13 protein-coding genes are annotated in these 15,910 nt (G+C 71.9%); 8 read left to right on the top strand and 5 right to left on the bottom strand.

The window, feature by feature from the left end; genetic code table 11:
* Positions 1 to 4: 4 nt before the first annotated feature.
* A complete protein-coding gene (locus AB0B39_RS10650) occupies positions 5 to 979 on the bottom strand; it encodes an ABC transporter substrate-binding protein (protein WP_357574134.1) in 975 nt (324 codons plus the stop codon).
* Between the two features lie 250 nt (positions 980 to 1,229).
* Here AB0B39_RS10650 and AB0B39_RS10645 point away from each other — a divergent pair, with 250 nt between their 5' ends.
* From AB0B39_RS10645 to AB0B39_RS10625, 5 genes are all read left to right on the top strand, one after another.
* Positions 1,230 to 2,459 carry a flavin-dependent oxidoreductase gene (locus AB0B39_RS10645; RefSeq protein ID WP_357574376.1) on the top strand — a complete coding sequence of 410 codons (1,230 nt, stop codon included), beginning with the start codon at positions 1,230 to 1,232 and terminating at the stop codon, positions 2,457 to 2,459.
* The gene (locus tag AB0B39_RS10640) at positions 2,456 to 2,923 is read left to right on the top strand and encodes a MarR family transcriptional regulator (RefSeq protein ID WP_357492641.1); all 468 of its coding nucleotides are present in this window, start codon (positions 2,456 to 2,458) and stop codon (positions 2,921 to 2,923) included. The genes AB0B39_RS10645 and AB0B39_RS10640 overlap by 4 nt, the downstream gene beginning before the upstream one ends.
* Positions 2,920 to 3,417: a DUF3237 domain-containing protein gene (locus AB0B39_RS10635; RefSeq protein WP_357492639.1), complete on the top strand. Its 498-nt coding sequence runs from the start codon at positions 2,920 to 2,922 to the stop codon at positions 3,415 to 3,417. Before AB0B39_RS10640 ends, AB0B39_RS10635 begins: the two co-directional genes overlap by 4 nt.
* 233 nt (positions 3,418 to 3,650) lie before the next feature.
* Complete coding sequence (locus AB0B39_RS10630) at positions 3,651 to 4,772, top strand: hypothetical protein (RefSeq protein ID WP_357492637.1); 1,122 nt, start codon at positions 3,651 to 3,653, stop codon at positions 4,770 to 4,772.
* Between the two features lie 352 nt (positions 4,773 to 5,124).
* Positions 5,125 to 6,999 (top strand): HEXXH motif domain-containing protein, encoded by a 1,875-nt coding sequence (locus tag AB0B39_RS10625; RefSeq protein ID WP_357574133.1) that lies wholly within the window; start codon positions 5,125 to 5,127, stop codon positions 6,997 to 6,999.
* A gap of 23 nt (positions 7,000 to 7,022) precedes the next feature.
* Here the strand turns inward: AB0B39_RS10625 and fxsT are convergent, their stop codons facing one another.
* The 4 genes from fxsT to AB0B39_RS10605 all read right to left on the bottom strand — a co-directional run bounded on the left by fxsT (position 7,023) and on the right by AB0B39_RS10605 (position 14,189).
* A complete protein-coding gene (gene fxsT / locus AB0B39_RS10620; protein WP_357492633.1) occupies positions 7,023 to 10,913 on the bottom strand; it encodes an FxSxx-COOH system tetratricopeptide repeat protein in 3,891 nt (1,296 codons plus the stop codon).
* 88 nt (positions 10,914 to 11,001) lie between these two features.
* Positions 11,002 to 12,498, bottom strand: a complete 1,497-nt coding sequence (locus AB0B39_RS10615; protein ID WP_357574132.1) for a hypothetical protein — start codon at positions 12,496 to 12,498, stop codon at positions 11,002 to 11,004.
* A 48-nt stretch (positions 12,499 to 12,546) separates the two neighbouring features.
* Positions 12,547 to 12,912, bottom strand: coding sequence for a hypothetical protein (locus AB0B39_RS10610; protein WP_357492629.1), 366 nt, complete (start codon positions 12,910 to 12,912; stop codon positions 12,547 to 12,549).
* Between the two features lie 386 nt (positions 12,913 to 13,298).
* Positions 13,299 to 14,189: a helix-turn-helix transcriptional regulator gene (locus AB0B39_RS10605; protein ID WP_357574131.1), complete on the bottom strand. Its 891-nt coding sequence runs from the start codon at positions 14,187 to 14,189 to the stop codon at positions 13,299 to 13,301.
* Positions 14,190 to 14,294: 105 nt separating this feature from the next.
* Here AB0B39_RS10605 and AB0B39_RS10600 point away from each other — a divergent pair, with 105 nt between their 5' ends.
* The 3 genes from AB0B39_RS10600 (at position 14,295) to AB0B39_RS10590 (ending at position 15,832) form a co-directional block, all read left to right on the top strand.
* On the top strand, positions 14,295 to 14,993 hold the full coding sequence (locus AB0B39_RS10600; RefSeq protein WP_357574130.1) for an SDR family NAD(P)-dependent oxidoreductase: 699 nt from the start codon (positions 14,295 to 14,297) through the stop codon (positions 14,991 to 14,993).
* A gap of 24 nt (positions 14,994 to 15,017) precedes the next feature.
* Positions 15,018 to 15,140 (top strand): hypothetical protein, encoded by a 123-nt coding sequence (locus AB0B39_RS10595; RefSeq protein WP_357574129.1) that lies wholly within the window; start codon positions 15,018 to 15,020, stop codon positions 15,138 to 15,140.
* Positions 15,141 to 15,244: 104 nt separating this feature from the next.
* On the top strand, positions 15,245 to 15,832 hold the full coding sequence (locus AB0B39_RS10590) for a hypothetical protein (RefSeq protein ID WP_357574128.1): 588 nt from the start codon (positions 15,245 to 15,247) through the stop codon (positions 15,830 to 15,832).
* Positions 15,833 to 15,910 lie beyond the last annotated feature (78 nt).

The following is a 15,910-nucleotide window of genomic DNA, read 5'->3' as shown; positions in this document are numbered from 1 at the left end:
CCGGCTACTGCTGCTGGATGAGGCGGTCGAAGTCGGGTCGCCGGTCGAGGACGCGGTACTTCTGGGCGAGCGTCGCCAGTTGCTCCAGGCCGGCCCGGTCGAGCTCCCATCCGAACGCCGGGAGCCGCACGGAGTCCGCCACCGCCTCCGGCAGTTTGAGGTTGTCCTTGATGGCCTGACGCAGGTCCTTCTCGTTCGCCGGATCCTTGGCCCAGGTGAGCGTCTTCTTCATCGCCGCCGAGAAGTCCGCGACCAGGGAGGCGTCGGAGTCCTTCAGCTTGCTCGACGTGATCGTCGTCAGGGTGGTGAGTCCGGGAACGGTGGCCTGATAGGGGGCGACCACGAGGACGTCACCGCGTTTGCGCAGCTGGGTGATGAACGGCTCGGTCACCCAGGCGGCGTCGATGTTGCCGGCCGCGAGCTGGGCCGGCGCGTCCGGGAAGGCCACCTCGACGAACTTGACCTTCGCCGGATCGCCGCCGTCCTTCTCGACCGCTGCCATGATCGTGACGTCGCCGGCGGCGCCCAGGCTGTTCACCGACACCTTGCGCCCGGCGAGCTGGGCGGGCCGGGTGATGCCCGACTTCGCCGACGTCACCACGGCGTTGATGTCGTCACCGTCGGCGTAGGACGACGCGTAGTTCCCGATGATCACCACGCCGAGGTTCTGCAGGTCGGCGCGGAACGGGCCGAACGGCTGACCGATAGCGAAGTCGATGTCGCCGTTGAGCAGCGCCGGGATGGCCTGCGCGCCGCCCTGCGCGGGCACGACCTCCACGTCGAGCCCCTGCTCCCGGAAGATGCCCGCCTTGATGCCGCCCCACAGCGCGGCGGTCTCGCTGATCGGCAGCGCGGCCACGCGGACCTTGCGCAGGTCGCTGCTCGTCCCGGGGGACGGATCGGTGGCGTCGGAGTCCGTACAGCCGGTCAGGGCGATCGCGACGGCGGTGAGAACAGCGAGGGCGGTGGCCTTCTTCATGGACGAGCCCTTCCGTGCGAAGCGCTGGTGCATCCGGAGGAGTGAGGGCCGGCGAGGAGAGGTGAACCATCCGACCGCGTCGATCAGCGTCATGCAGAGGTGATTGATTGTCAAGAATTCCGATAAGGCGAATCGCAATGCGAGACGAGTGGTCGGAACTCGATGGGAATACGTCTTGACGCGTGACGATTTTGTGACCAAACTATGCGATTGGTGGTCCGGTGGCGGAGGGAGCGACGACTTGGCGATCGTGATCGTGGGCGCGGGGATCGGTGGCCTCACCACCGCTCTCAGCCTGCACCGGGCCGGCTTCCGTGAGATCACCATCTACGAGCGAGCCGACGTGCTGCGCCCACTCGGCGTCGGGATCAATCTGCTCCCGCACGCCGTCCGGGAGCTGACCGAATTGGGCCTCGGCGACCGCGTGGAAAGGCTGGGCGCCGCCCCCGGCACGCTCGCCTACCACAACCGGCACGGTCAGCAGATCTGGAGCGAACCGCGCGGACTCGACGCCGGATATCGCTGGCCGCAGCTTTCCGTGCACCGCGGCCGGTTCCAGATGGAACTGCTCACCGTGGTGCGGGAACGGCTGGGGCCCGACGTGGTGCGCACCGGGCACCGGCTCGTCGGCGTCCGCGACGGCGTCGCGCACTTCGCGACGGCGGCGGGGGAGGTGAGCGTCGCGGGCGACCTGATCGTCGGAGCGGACGGCATCCACTCCGCGCTGCGCGGGCAACACCATCCCGGCGAGGGACCGCCGCTCTGGAACGGGCTGACGCTGTGGCGGGGCACGGCACGGGCGTCCGGCTTCCTGGACGGGCGAACCATGATCATGGCGGGGGACGCGGAACAGAAGTTCGTCGCGTACCCGATCGGTGCCGGCCTGATCAACGTCGTCGCGGAGCGGCGCGGGCCCGGTTTCGCCGGGCCCAACGCGGACTGGAACCGGACGGTCGACCCCGCGCCGGTCGTCTCCCTCTTCGCAGACTGGCGTTTCCCGTGGCTCGACGTCCCGGCACTGCTCGCCGCCGCCGACGAGATCCTCGAATACCCGATGGTGGACCGCGACCCGATCGACACCTGGACCCACGGGAACACGACGCTGCTCGGGGACGCGGCGCACCCGATGTATCCGAACGGTTCCAACGGGGCGTCGCAGGCGATCCTCGACGCGCGTACCCTCGCCTTCCACCTCGCCACCGCGCCGACGGTGCGGCAGGCGCTCGACGCCTACGAGGCGGACCGGCGGCCGGCGACCACCGCGCTCGTGCTGAGCAACCGGCGGCAGGGCCCGGAACAGGTGATGGTGCTCGCCCGCGAGCGGGCCCCCGACGGGTTCGCGCACATCCACGACGTCATCCCGCCGGAGGAGCTGACCGAGATCGCCACCGGGTACAAGAAGGCGGCCGGCTTCCTGCCCGCCGACCTCAACGAACGGGCCTCCCTGACGCCGACTGTCTTCTCCGGTGTCCTGCCGTGACCGGCCCGGAGCCGACCGGGCTGGACGCGGCGCGACTGGCGTCGGTGATCTCGCCGCTGCGCCGCACGCTGCTCGCCGCCGCCCGGGCCGCCGAGCACCTGCCGGAGATCCCGGACGCGCAGATCGAGATCGTGCGGGCCCTGCCCCGGGGCACCGTGTCCGGTCCCGGCGAGCTGGCCGAACGACTCCGCCTGAGCCGCTCGACGGTCAGCAACCTGCTGACCACGATGGAGGGCAACGGTCTCGTCGAGCGCCGCCCCCGTCCCGGCAACCACCGCCACGTCGACGTCCTCGCCACCCCGAAGGCCCTCGACCTGTTCGACCGCTTCGACCTCGCGAGCGGAGACCTGGTCGCCCGCGCCGCGGCGACCCTGCCGGCGGCGGACCGCGCGGCCCTCGCCGCCGCGGTGCCCGCGCTGGAACGCCTCCGCGACGCCCTCGCGCAAACCAAGGACACCCCATGAGTACGCGTCGAGCTGCCGGTCGGGGCCCGGTGAGCGCCCCGCCGATTCCCGGTCTGGAGGCCGCGTTCGAGGTGGCGGCCCGGCTCGGCGCGTTGGAGGACCACGGGGTGACCCGCGCGGGCCACCGCCGCGTCGTGCCCATCGTCGGCGGCCAGATCACCGGCCTGTTCGAGGCGGAGATCCTCCCGGGCGGCGCCGACTGGCAAGTGGTCCGCCCCGACGGCGCCATCGAGATCGACACACGATACTCGGCGCGCACCGCCGACGGCGGCCACATCTACCTCCGTACGTTCGGGGTCCGCAGCGGACGCCCGGAGATCCTCGAAGCGTTGCTCCGCGGCGATCCGGTCGACCCCGCCGAGTACTACTTCCGCCTGGGCGTACGGCTGGAGACCTCGGTGCCCGCGCTGGCGGTCCTGGAGCAGAGCGTTTTCGTGGCGTCCGCGATCCGCGAGGCCGACCGGGTGCGCTACACCGCCTACCGCGTCACGTAGCCGGCCCCTGGACCCGCGACCAGCCGTGCGGCAGCCAGGGAAGCCCTCGGCTGCCGCACCGCCCCGGGGTCGCCGCCCGGCGACGCGGGTGGCCGGCAGGTCCACCGCTTACTACTGTGGCGGGAGTCCCCGGCGGAACCGGCAGGGGTGCCCTGCGGTGCGGACCGACCGGCATCGGATCCCGGACCGCCCTGGATCGGCTCACCGGCCGCACCGCAGATGAGGGGTGAACGATGGACCGTGACCGCGATCCGCGCGATGTGCACGTGGTCGTGGTCGGTATCGACAGGTACGCGGCGGGCCCCGAGTGGAGCCTGGCCGGACCGGTCGACGACGCCGTCCGGTTCGCTCGCTGGTTCGTGGCCCAGGGCGTGCCGCCCGGGCAGGTGACAGTGCTGTCCTCGCCCGATCCCGGCCCGGACGCCCTCGCGCCGGGAGTCGTGCGGCGTCCGGCCGACCGGGCGACCGTACGCGAGGTGCTGTTGCGCGACCTGCCGGCGCGGCGGGCGCCGATCCTCTATGTGATCTGGGGCGGGCACGGCCAGGTCGACACCGGCCGGCACCGGCAGCTCTACTACGCCGATGCCACGGTCACCGATGCCGGCTCCCTCGACCTCGACGCCATGCTTGCCTCGTACGCCTCGGACCTCGTACCGGCATGCGACCGGCAGGTGTGGATCATCGACGCGTGTCAGTTGCACGGTCGATCGGACGGCGCTCACGTGCCCGGCAGCGAGACCTTTCCCGTGGGTGCGCCGGTTGTCGGCCGCCAGCAGGACGTCCTGTTCGCCGCCGGTCTCGGCCAGGCCGCGGCCAACCTGGGTGTGCGGCGCACCGGGCTGTTCAGCCGGGAGGTCCTGCGGCTGCTCGACGGCGGGGAGGCCGGCGGCCTCGCGCAGCCGGAGCGGCTCATGGCCCTGCTGCGGGAGCGGTTCGTCGCGCTGCGGGCGAACGGGCTCACCGCGCAGACCCCGACCTACCTCTGGCACCGCAACGCCCTCGGCGACGAGGGCCTGGTCCTGCACGGGCCCGCGGCCGGGAGCGCACCGCCACCGGCTCCGGCGTCGCCGTCCCCGGCCCTGCTGGGTCCGTTCGTGGAGGCCCTGCTCGAGGTACCGGAGTTCCTGCGGCCGAACGACCGTGAGGAGATTCTGAGCCTGCTGCGTGGCCAGGTGTACGCGGCCATCCGGCGCAGCAGCGCGGCGCGGCTCGACGCGATCAGTGTCGTGCGCACCTGCCTGCGGTATCCAGGCGCCCTGTCCGAACTCGTCGAGGCGGTTCGCTTCTTCGCCACCGACGAGGCCGCGATGGCCCGGGTCGAGAACGCCGCCACGCGGCTGGTACCGAATCCCTGACGTCCGGCGCGGGTTTCGCCGGGCGTCCACATCGGATGCCGAGAACCCGGTTCCACCCTGGTGCCCGTCGCTCGCCGCTTTCGCCGCATGCAGCGGTACGTAATAATGTCGCTATCGACTGTCATCACTTGGGGGTTGCCGTACATGGAGGAACGCCTCGCCGGTATCGAGTCTGAGCTGCCTGACTTGTCGGCGGTGACCGTGGCGACGCTGCGATCCCTTGACCCCACCGGCATGACTGCGGCGATCTCGCGGGTAGCAGAAAGAGTCGCTGACTCGGGGGGCAGCATCAGTGGCTACAGCGGCTCCTTCCCGAGCCGGATACGGTCCGCCGGGCCGGATTCGGAGGAGCATGTCGTCTGATCCCCTCCCGTTAGGTCCGACCCGCCTCCCACACGCACACTTCCACGCCCTGGCCACCGGGGCCGGCGACGACCAGAGCATCGCGGCGCTCTGGCGCTCCGAGCGCAGCTGGCGGCTGATCGTGCTGCGGGCCCTGTTGGACATCTGCGCCGACCGGGCCGACGCCTGCGGTCCGCTCGCCCCCGCCAGCGACGCCTGGGACCTGCTGGTCCGGGCGTACGACGCCGCACCAGAGATCACCGAGGACATTCTGGCCCGGCCGCAGGTCGGCAGCTGGGCCGCACACACCCTGCGCCGGCTGCGTACCAGCGGCGACCCGGCACCGTCCTGGCCCGACGTCGGCTACCTGCACGCACTCGCGGCGGCGAGTGCCGTCCGGGCCGGCCTCTCGTTCGAACTGGACATCCCGGCGCGGCACGGGACGGCGGTCCTGCCCACCGTGGGCGCCGCGTCGGTACCGCCGGAGGCCGACGTCGTCCGGGTCCGGGCCCACGGTGGGGGAGAGGTCGACCTGGAGACCGGCGCCCGCACCGTACGGTGCCGAGCGGGCGACCCGGACTGGCACGAACCCGTTGTCATCGAGGTCCGCGCGGGCGGCACCGGGCTCCGGGTCGAACTGCTCGACCGCGACCTGTACCGCGACCTGCGCGGCCCCACGCCGCCGGACCAGCTGTCGCAGTCCGAGATCGCCGGCTGGCGCGCGGACCTCGCCCGCGCCTGGGCGTTGCTGGTCGACGAGCAACCCGGCCCCGCCGAGGCGATCGGCGGCATCGTGCGCGCCTTCACGCCGGTGCCGTCCCGCGAGCGGTTCCGCCCGCTGTCGGCCTCCGGCACCGAGGCGTTCGGCGGCATCCTGCTCTCCCGACCCGACGACCCGCTGCAACTGGCGGTGACTCTGGTACACGAGTCCCAGCATCAGAAGCTCGGTGCCCTGACCCACCTGCTCACCCTCTGCGAGGCCGACGGCCGCCTCCGCTACTACGCCCCCTGGCGGGACGATCCCCGGCCGCTTCCCGGCCTGCTACAGGGTGCGTACGCGTTCGCCGGCATCACCCAGTTCTGGCGGGTCCACCGACAGCGGGCCGCGCCGGGGCAGCGGGCAGCCGCCGACTTCGAGTTCGCGCTGTGGCGGCGACAGACCCTGAGCATCCTGCGGGCGCTCGCGGGGTCCGGTCGGCTGACCGGGCATGGTCAGCGGTTCGTCGACACCCTGTCCGCGGAGCTGACGGCATGCCAGGACGAGCCCGTGTCGGTCGCCGCAGGCGATGTGGCGCACGCCGCCGCCGTGGACCACCACGCGTTGTGGCGGGGTCACAACATCGTCCTCGACCCCGCCGACCACGACGCGCTCGCGGCAGCCTGGCGGCGCGGTACCCCGGCAGCGGACGCGGTACGCGCCGTCGGCACCGCGAAGGTGCGGGCCGAACCGCCGGTGGGCCTGCTCGACGCGCGGGCCGTGCTGAGCCGGTACCTGCTGTTCGACCCGGACGCCTTCAACCGGCTGGCCGCTCAGCCCGACGATGTCGGTGCGACGGTGGCCGGCGCCACAGCGGCCGACCTGGCCCTCGTCGCTGGCGACGTCGAACGGGCGCGTGCCGACTACCTCGGCGAACTGCGGCGGGACCCATTCAGCGTGCACGGCTGGGTGGGTCTCGGCCTCGCCCACGTCGACCAGCCCGGCGATCCGGTGACGCGGGCCCTCCTGGGCCGGCCGGAACTCGTCCTGGCCGTGCTCCACGGGCTGCGGTCACGCGGACCGGCCGCGGTCATCCCGGATCCGCTGGAGTTGGCCGGCTGGATCGGTGCCGGGCTGGGGGACCGGGAGCTCGACAGCGCAGATCCGGCGGGCTGGCCTACTGCCTGACCCGCCGGACCGCACACCGGCCGTTACAGCGGCAGCGGGTCGATGTCGCAGTTGGCCCGTACGCCGGCGCCGACCGCCGCGACCGCCGGGTGCCGGGCGCCGAGGGTCTGCCGGAGTTGCTCGAGGCTCGTGTCGAACAGCGCGCCGGCCTCCGCGTCGCGTCCGAGATCGCGTAGGTCCATGGCGAGGTTCAGCGCGCACACGAGGCTGGTGGGATGCGTGGTACCCAGCACCCGACGGCACTGTTCGAGGGTGTCCGCGTCGAGGGCCCGCGCCGCGGCGGCGTCGCCGAGGTCGTAGTGGTCGCTTGCCAGGTTGATCCGGGCGACCAGCACCAGGGCGTGCGCATCGCCGAGCCGCCTGGTCAGCCGGTCCAGCGCCGCCTCGTCGAGCTCGCGGGCCTGTTCGCTCTCGCCCAGCAGGCGCACCGTCACGGCCAGGTCGACCTGCGCGCCCGCCGCGTGCGGGTGGTGCTCGCCGTACAGCCGGCGCAGCCCGTCCACCGCCACCTCCGCCGCTTCCCGGGCGGCCCGCAGGTCACCGGTCAGCCGCTGGTCGATGGAGAAGGTCAACGTCGCGAGCACGGTGTCCGGATGGTCGTCGCCGTAGCGGGTACGGAACCGGCGGAGCACGTCGCTGGACAGGTCGAGGGCGTCGTGGTGGTGGCCAGCCTTGCGCCTGAAGCTCGCCAGCATGTGGCTCTGCCGCAGGACCTCCGGGTGGTCGTCGTACCTCAGCATCCGGCGGGCCGTGGCCACCACCGTCTCCTGGTTGGCGTGCGCCGCGACGTAGTCACCCAACTCCCGGCGGTCGAGGTTGATGCCGCCGAAGGTGCTCAGGCTGTCCAGGTGGTCGGTGCCGTAGATCTGCACCCGGCGCTGGTAGGACTGCTCGTCGAGCTGGAGTGCCCGGCCGAACAGGCCGGACAACCGCATGCTGACGGCGAGGTTGTGCGCGGCGCGCAGCGTGAACGGCTCCTCCTCACCGAAATTCCGCTTCGCCTGCTCGTACACGGCCAGTGAGCGGTCCAGCGCACCGGCGAAGTCGCCGGCGACGCGGTGGTCGGCGGCCACCGCGCCGAGCGCGTCCAACGTCTCCTCCTGGTCCTCGCCGAGGGTCTGCCGGTAGAGCTTGAGGGTCTCGGCGTTCAGGCTGGCCGCAGCGGCGTAATCGCCCACGACGAAGTGCATGAAGCCGAGCCAGCTCGCCATCCGGAGGCTGTCCGGGTCGGCCACGTTGCCGTCGGCCCGCCAGGCCGACCACGCACGCTGGGCCAGGTCCCGGGCGCCGAGATGGTCGCCCCACCGCCAGAGGTACCGGGCCTCGTTGCGCACCATGTCCCGGACGAGTTCGTTCCCGCACCGCTCCGCCCCGGAGGCGACGATGTGCGGGTAGAGCTGCGCGTACCGCGGCCAGTGGTCGGCGTCGTCGGGCTGGTCGGGGTCGTTGCCGGCCAGCAGCATGTGGGCGCCGTGCCGCAGGGCGTCCCGGTCCTGCGGGTCCATCTGATTGATCAGCACCCGTTGGACGAGGCGGTGCATCTGGAAGGAGTTCGTCCGGTGGTCGATGCGCGCCAGCGAGAGCCGGCCGATCGTGCGGATCGCCCGGTTGAGGCGGACCGGGTTGCGGACGAGGAGATCGAGATCGGGATGGATGCGCAGCGCGCGCGGCTTCGACAGGAGCACCTTGCCGATCGGCTCGGGCGCGAAGAACGCGCACATCTGCAGCAGCCGCAGCGCCGGCAGGTCCTGGCCGCGCAGCCAGTTGAGCGACACGTTCCACGCCGCGGCGACGAGCTCCGGATAGTCCTGCTGGGTGCTCTCGTCGTCGAGCAGCGGCCGGTTGGCGTCGAGGAGTTCCAGGTATTCGTCGGCCGGCATCCGCGTCTCCGCGCGCCAGGCCGCCGCCTGCTCGATGGCCAGCGGTAGGTCACCCAGTGCCGCGGCGAGCCGGTCGGCGTCGTTGACAGCCAGGTCGGGCCCGCGACGGCGGAGCAGATCGATGCTCTCCTGCCGTTCGAACACATCGACCGGGAGGCTGTTGGCCACCTCCCGCCACGCACCGTTGCGGGAGGTGACGACGATGCTGCCGGGACCGCCCTTGGGGAAGAACTGTTCGACGCTCTCCGGGTCCTCGGCGTTGTCGAACACGAGCAACCAGTTGGAGTACGGGCGCCCGATGCGCAGTGCCTCCAGGGCCGCAGGTACCGCCGTGTTGGCGGTGGACGGGACCGGCAGCTCCAGGCGTGCCGCCAACTCGACCAGCGCGGACTGGATCTGGGCCGGTCGTTCGGCCGGGATCCACCAGATCAGGTCGAAGTCCTGCTGATGGAGGTAGACGTACTCGATGGCGAGCTGGGACTTGCCCACCCCGCCGGCGCCGTGCAGCGCCTCCGGCAACACGGCGGTGGTGCCGGCGCGCAGCCGCTGGTGCAGGCCGTCGAGCAGCTCCCGCCGCCCGGTGAAGTTGGTGTTTCGCAGCGGCAGGTTGCCGACGATGGCCGGCAGTTGCCCGTCGAGCCATTGCGCGGGCTGCAGGTCGTTGCTCGGCCGGCTGCTCGGGACGATGCCCCGCGCGGCGTCCAGCGTGAGGTGGGGCGCGCTACCGAACGAGCCCCCCTGGTCCGGCGAGTTCACTCTGTCAGACATTCCGGACTCCATGGTCCTGTGGGCGATAACGGAAGGCGGCTGCAGTACTCGACGTACCTGCCGTGGGATGGGAGAGCCGAGCGACTCACCCAGCCGTGCGGCTGCGACGAGGTTCGGCCCACCCAACGAGAGGTGAACAGCCAGTTCGACCCGCAGGTAGGGCTCGGCGACCGGAGTGACGCGGTCGTACGACGCGTTCCGCGGGTCCTTCACGCGGAGGGCGAGGTTGCGCACCGCCTCCACGTCGTGTGCGAGTTCGTACTCGACGAGGTGCTGGACCTCGATCGTGCGGTCGCGGTATCCGAGCGTGAGGAGCCGCTCGCGTGCACCGTGCACGAACTCGTACCTGATGCTGGTGTCGCCGCTGGCCGCTGCCGTGCGCGGAACCGGGCGTACCAGGTCGCTCGTCAGCACCTCGGTCACCTGCTCCGGCCCGGAGCGGACCGTGGTGCGCGCCACGGCGCGGATCATCCGGACATTGAGCGGTGCGGCCGCCAGCCGTGTCGCCAGCGTGAACGAGGCGGGCGACACGGTGGCCCGGAACCGGGCGACGAGATCGTGAGCGGTCAGTGACCGGCCCGGTCGGCGGGCTGTCGGCTCGTCGGACGGCAGGAGCAGCGCGGGTGTCCGCAGCTCGCCCGCCGACGGTTCGGCCAGTAGTCGGCTCCACCGCTGCAACCAGTCCATGCCACGTTCGATGACCGGCACGGCCGTCGGCTGGGCGTCGTCCCGATCGTCGGGGGCGCGCAGATCCGGGCCGGTGAGCCGCCAGGGCGACCGGGCGGTCGCCGATCCCGCGCCGTCGAGGCGCCACGCCACCTCGGTCGTTTCCATGCCCCGCTCGCGCCAGCGCTGCTGCGGCAGCAGATTGACCACGGCGACGGGCACGCTGCCGGCCCACGCGGCCAGCACGGGATGGACCAGTCCGGTTCGCCAGGCGTCCGACCCGCCGTGCGTCACCAGGAAGATGACCCGCTCGCCGGCGGAGTCGACCAGGCTGGCGGGCGGGGCCTTGCCCGCCCCCGACTCGCCGGCCACCCACACCGCGCCGTCGTCGACCGTCAGGCGCATCACCTCGACCGACGTGAAGGCGCGCTGGGCCCGCAGCACCGCGACGAACGTCGAGACCTCGTCGGCCCAGAACTCCATCACCGGATCGTGGTCGACGACCACGACGAGCTCGCGCCCGCCGCGTGCCGGAACGAGCCCGAGGGCCTCGGCCTGCCGACCCCCCGCGGTGGCGGTCGCCGAGGCCGGCCGGCTCATCGCGTACCCGCCGAGGTGGAGGTGAGCCGCGCCGATCGCTGGCGGCGGGCCCCGTCGGCGGCACACCACGTCCGGTGGTCGGTGCCGCTCATGCCAAAACCTTTCGCCTGCCGTCGTCGGTGGCGGCCGTGCCCCCTGGCTGCCGGTCCGGGTCGTCGAACAAAATCACCAAGCCGTGTCCCATGTGCGGGCCGAGCACGTCGGGGTCCTCACTCCACGCGAGCTGCCGCAGGCGCGCGGCATGACGCGGAAGCTCGACCACCCCTCGGCCGGACACGTGATCGCCGATCATCGACGCGACAGTCTCGCACAGGTCCTTTGTGGATGGTGCGTTCCGGTGCCAGACGATTGCCGGAACTCCGGACCGCAACCCGACGAGCAGTTGCCGCTCACCGTCGCTGTTCGCGGTCGGGGTTTCGCTGAGCACCAGCACCGCGACGCTGCTCTTGCTGTTGAGGGCCGCCTGGAGCTGGACGTCGACCTGGTGCCGCGACGCGCAGTGGATCAGCTGCCGGTCGCCGTCACTTCCGGGTAGGGCCTGCCACCGGTTGCGCCAGACCCGGTGCCAGTGGCCGGCGCGGATGCGGTCCAGGCTCCTGATCACCAGCGGATATTCCGTCGTCAGCGGGCTGGGCAGCGGTGACTGGAGTTCCTTGCGCCAGGTGTCGACCGGCTCGTTGATCAGCTGCCAGGGCAGCACGAACTCAATGGTCACCGCACCGCTCTGATCCGCCCACCGGCGTTCGGTCTCGTTGATGACCTGGTCGACGGCCGCCTCGAGCTCCCCGTACCAGACGCGCCGGTCCTCGCCGCGAATCGGCTGCCACACCGGGGACGACCACTGATACCAGTGCGACATGATGTAGCTGTCGTCGTCGCCGCCGTACTTCTCGAACTGGATGACCAGATAGGCGGTGCCGACGGGCGCGGGAAGCTCCGGCTGGGACGCCTCGATCTGTTCGGTGGCCCCCCAGTCCCGGGCCAATTGCGTGACCAGGTCGCGCATCCGCTCCTGAACCGCCTCCGGTACGGCAGGTGTCACCCTGTCCAGCAGCGCCAGCCACGGCGGCACCGAGGCGTGCGAGTTCGCCGACGCGAGGTGGGTGAGGAGATCCCACGCCGTCCGGCACCAGGGCGGGGGAGGGGTCGCGCGGGTCTCGGCGACGAACCGCCGCAGCTCCCCGGTCACGTCGACGGCCGACAGCGCGTCGCGCAGCCAGGGGACGTCGTGGTCGATGAACAGCTCGACCGTGTGCCACTCGTCGGCCAGGCGCAGCAGCGTGATGGTGTGCTCACTGCCTGGTTCGAGTAGCTCCATGCAGTCGACGAGGCGGCGCAGCCAGCCCGGGCGATCCACGCACACCGTCACGAGCTCGACGATCTGGGGTCGCAGCAGGCTCAGCTCCCGGTAGCCCAGCGCGCCGGCCAACGCGTGGTTCAGTTCCTGGAGCAGCAACTGCCGGCTGCCCGGGTCACGGATGATCGAGGACGTCTCCATGACTGTCGCGATCTGCCCGACGAGCCGGCGGCGTTCGTCCACGACGGCCGGTGAGTAGCGCCGCGAGGCCTCCCGGGCGGGCCTCATGTCACCGCTCACTGGCGGGGACTCGGCGGGCCATCCCGGCCAGCGCCATCAGGAGGGCTCCGACCGGAACGGGTCGAGCATCCCCAGCGCCTCGACGACGTCGGCGGCCTCGCCGGTCACCTCCACGCGCCGCCGCTGGACGCCGTCGTCCACGACGGCGCGGACGGTGACCTGCCCGGTGCGCCGGCGCAGCAGCGACAGCAGGGCATACCACCCCGCGGAGGAGCCCACCCCGGCGACGATCTGGAGCAGAGTGTCGGTTACCGGACCACGCGACGCGACGAACTCGCATTCCGCGGCGGGATGCCAGGTCTCGGCCACCAGACCCGCGGCCGCCAGCTCCCGCATCAGCGTCGGGGTCGAGTTGGGGTAGACCGGGACGCCGTCGTCCTCGCCGAGCGGCAGAAAGGTCACGTCGGCACCGGCTCTCGGGCCCAGATCACGGTGGCGGTCCGTGACGACAATCGAGACCTTTGGTGACATGGGCCTATGGTATTAGTCGAGGCCGGAACCGTGTGATCGACGAAGTGTCGCCAACTTGACAGATCTCGATGCTTCCCGGCCTTGACCTGCGGCGTCGTCCACTCTGTGGCCTCCGGCCGGGCCGGCCTCCACAGGCGCTCACGCGGTCCCGGTCGAAGCGTGGCGGGCACGGAAGCGGGCGCGGTACGCCTGGGGCGCTACCCCAGCTCGCGCCGGAAGGTGTGCCGAAGGTTGGCGGTCGAGCCGATCCCGGTCCGCGGCGACTCGACCGTCCGCCCTCGCTCCCGGCGGCGCCGTGGCGGGCCGCTGGGCCGGGGTCAACGCAGGTCGTGCCGGGCGGCCTCACCAACGGGCTCGGACGGGCTGGCCACCCCGGCCACCGCGGCGAGGCGCATGCTGGCCTCGTCCCTGGTGCCGGGCGCCGGGGTGAGGATCACGATCTTCAGCTCGGCGTCGCCGTCGGTCAGAACGTCGCAGTCGACAGTGACGGCACCGACCGACGGGTGCTTGACGATCTTGCGGTCCTCGCGGTGTGCGGCGACCGTCCCGGCGGCCCACAACTCGGCGAACCGATCGTTGCCCTCGGTGAGGTCGCGGATGAGCTTCGCGAGACGTCTGTCGTGTGGAAACCGGCCGGTGGCACGCCGGAGGTCGGAGACGACTGCGGCGCTCGTGGCGTCGGCGTCCAGTGAGATCACCGGCCAGCGCGACATGGCCGGCCCGTCGGAGGTCACCGGGAAGGTGTCGCGGGCGAAGTTGCGCAGGCCCGGCGGGGACGCCGACGGATCCCCCAGCAGCGCGGCCCAGCTCCGGTTCCACCAGATCACCTGCCAGTCGGCGGCGAAGACGGCGACGGCGGCGTCACCGAGGCGACCGACCACCCGCTGCACACCCGGCGGGATGTGGTCGGAGATCTGGTCCGCCGCCGGGGGAGCGAGGTGAGCCAACCGGAACAGGTGGTCGCGCTCGGCGGTGGTCAGCTGGAGGGCGCGGGCGAGCGCGGCGGTGACCTGCGCCGAGGGTGTGGTCGCCCGGCCCTGCTCCAGTCGCACGATGTAGTCGACCGACACGCCGGCCAGCTCGGCCAGTTCCTCCCGTCGCAGTCCGGCGGCCCGGCGCCCACGGCCGGCGGGCAGACCCGTGGTGGCCGGCGACAGGCGGTCACGCCACGCGCGGATCGTCGCCCCCAGCCCTGCGGCCTGCGTCATCACGCCTCGATTGTCACGCACACCCTGGCCATGAGGGTGGTATCGCTCGTCCTACCGTTGTGACGTCTCTGGCACGCCCATGCGCCACGGCAAACGATGGACCGCATGACGATCACCTTCATCACCGGAGCCAACAAGGGCCTCGGCCGCGAGACAGCCCGCCGCCTCATCGGCCTGGGTCACACCGTTCTCGTCGGGGCGCGTGACCCCGAGGCCGGCGCCGCGACGGCCGACACCCTCGGCGCGCGGTTCGTGCAGATCGACGTCACCGACGACGAATCCGTCGCCGCTGCCGCCGCCGATGTCGAGAGGCACGAGGGCCACATCGACGTACTGGTCAACAACGCCGGCGTCCACGGGCCGTTCGGCGACCCGAGCCACCTGACCGGCGACGTCCTGCTCGACGTCCTCAACGTCAACCTCGTCGGCGTGGTGCGGACGACCACCGCCTTCCTGCCGCTGCTGCGCCGCTCGACCGACCCCGTGATCATCAACGTGAGCAGCGCGATGGGCTCCCTGTCGGCCACGCACGACCCGTCGCGGGCCGAGTCGGGCGTCATCGCCCCGGTCTACACCTCGTCGAAGGCGGCGCTGACCATGCTGACCACCCAGTACGCCAAGGCGCTGACAGACGTGCGCATCAACGCCGCCGACCCCGGTTACACCGCCACGGACCTCAACGGCCACAGCGGGCCACAGACCGTCACCGAGGGCACGGACGCCATCGTCATCCTCGCCACGGAGGGGCCCGGCCATCGCTCGGGCCGCTTCGTCGACCGTCACGGTGAGATCGCATGGTCCTGACGACGAACGGTTAGCCTGCCTGCTGTGGCCCGCCTGCCCGGCCTGGCGGGGCTGGTCCTGGCCGCCGTGGTGCTCGGCCTCGTCGGCGGGGCCGACACGCTGGTCAGCCACCGGCTTGGCGCCGATGATCCGCCGTCACCGGCGTGACGGGGATCAGGGTTGCTCGGTGGAAGACCTGAGGCGGAAACCGGGGCCGCACCGGGGCTGCGCCCGGAGGCCAACCGAGTGCCGCCCACCTGACGATGGCTGCCATGAGACGCGCCGCATTCTTCGTCATCGCCGGGCCGGCCTGCATCGTGGGTTACGGGCTCGTACGCCTGTGGGGAAAGTCCGACGGGACGTACGGCCCGGGGTTCGACTGGCAGGCGGCGCACCTGATCGGCCTTGCGGGCATGGTGTGCTTCGTGCCGGTGGTCCTGGCCCTGGCCGGCCTGCTGCGCCGCAGCCCGTGGCGCACGGCGGTGGTGGCTGTCACGCTGGTCGGGCTCGCCGCCACGATGGTGCAGTTCGGGGCGGACATCGTCGAAGGGCTGCTGGCCGCCGACCGGGCGGAGATGTCGGCGCTCGGGGCGGACTTCAAGGACGTCCCCGGTGTCGAGGTGGTCTTCTACGACGTCGTACCGCAGCTGTTCTTCCTCGGTCTGGTCGTCCTGGCGGGCCTGCTCGCCGCCCGCCGGCGGCTGCCGTGGTGGAGCGTCGCCGTGCTGCTCGTGGGCATCGTCCTGCCGGCCGTCACGCTCGACCTGCTGCCCCTGGGCGGGCTGTGCATGCTGGTGGCGCTCGCGCCGGCGCTGCCGGCGCTGCGAGGGTCGCGAGCCGGCGTGGAAACCGTAATCTGATCTTTCCGCTGAGAGTCGCTGTGAGCTGCGGAGATAACGCTCTCACGGATGGCGCGAGAACCCTTGACGCGCCGGGTA

Source organism: Micromonospora sp. NPDC049114, from assembly GCF_040648635.1.
Taxonomy (GTDB): Bacteria; Actinomycetota; Actinomycetes; order Mycobacteriales; family Micromonosporaceae; genus Micromonospora.
This window is presented reverse-complemented; position numbering and strand designations above follow the sequence as displayed.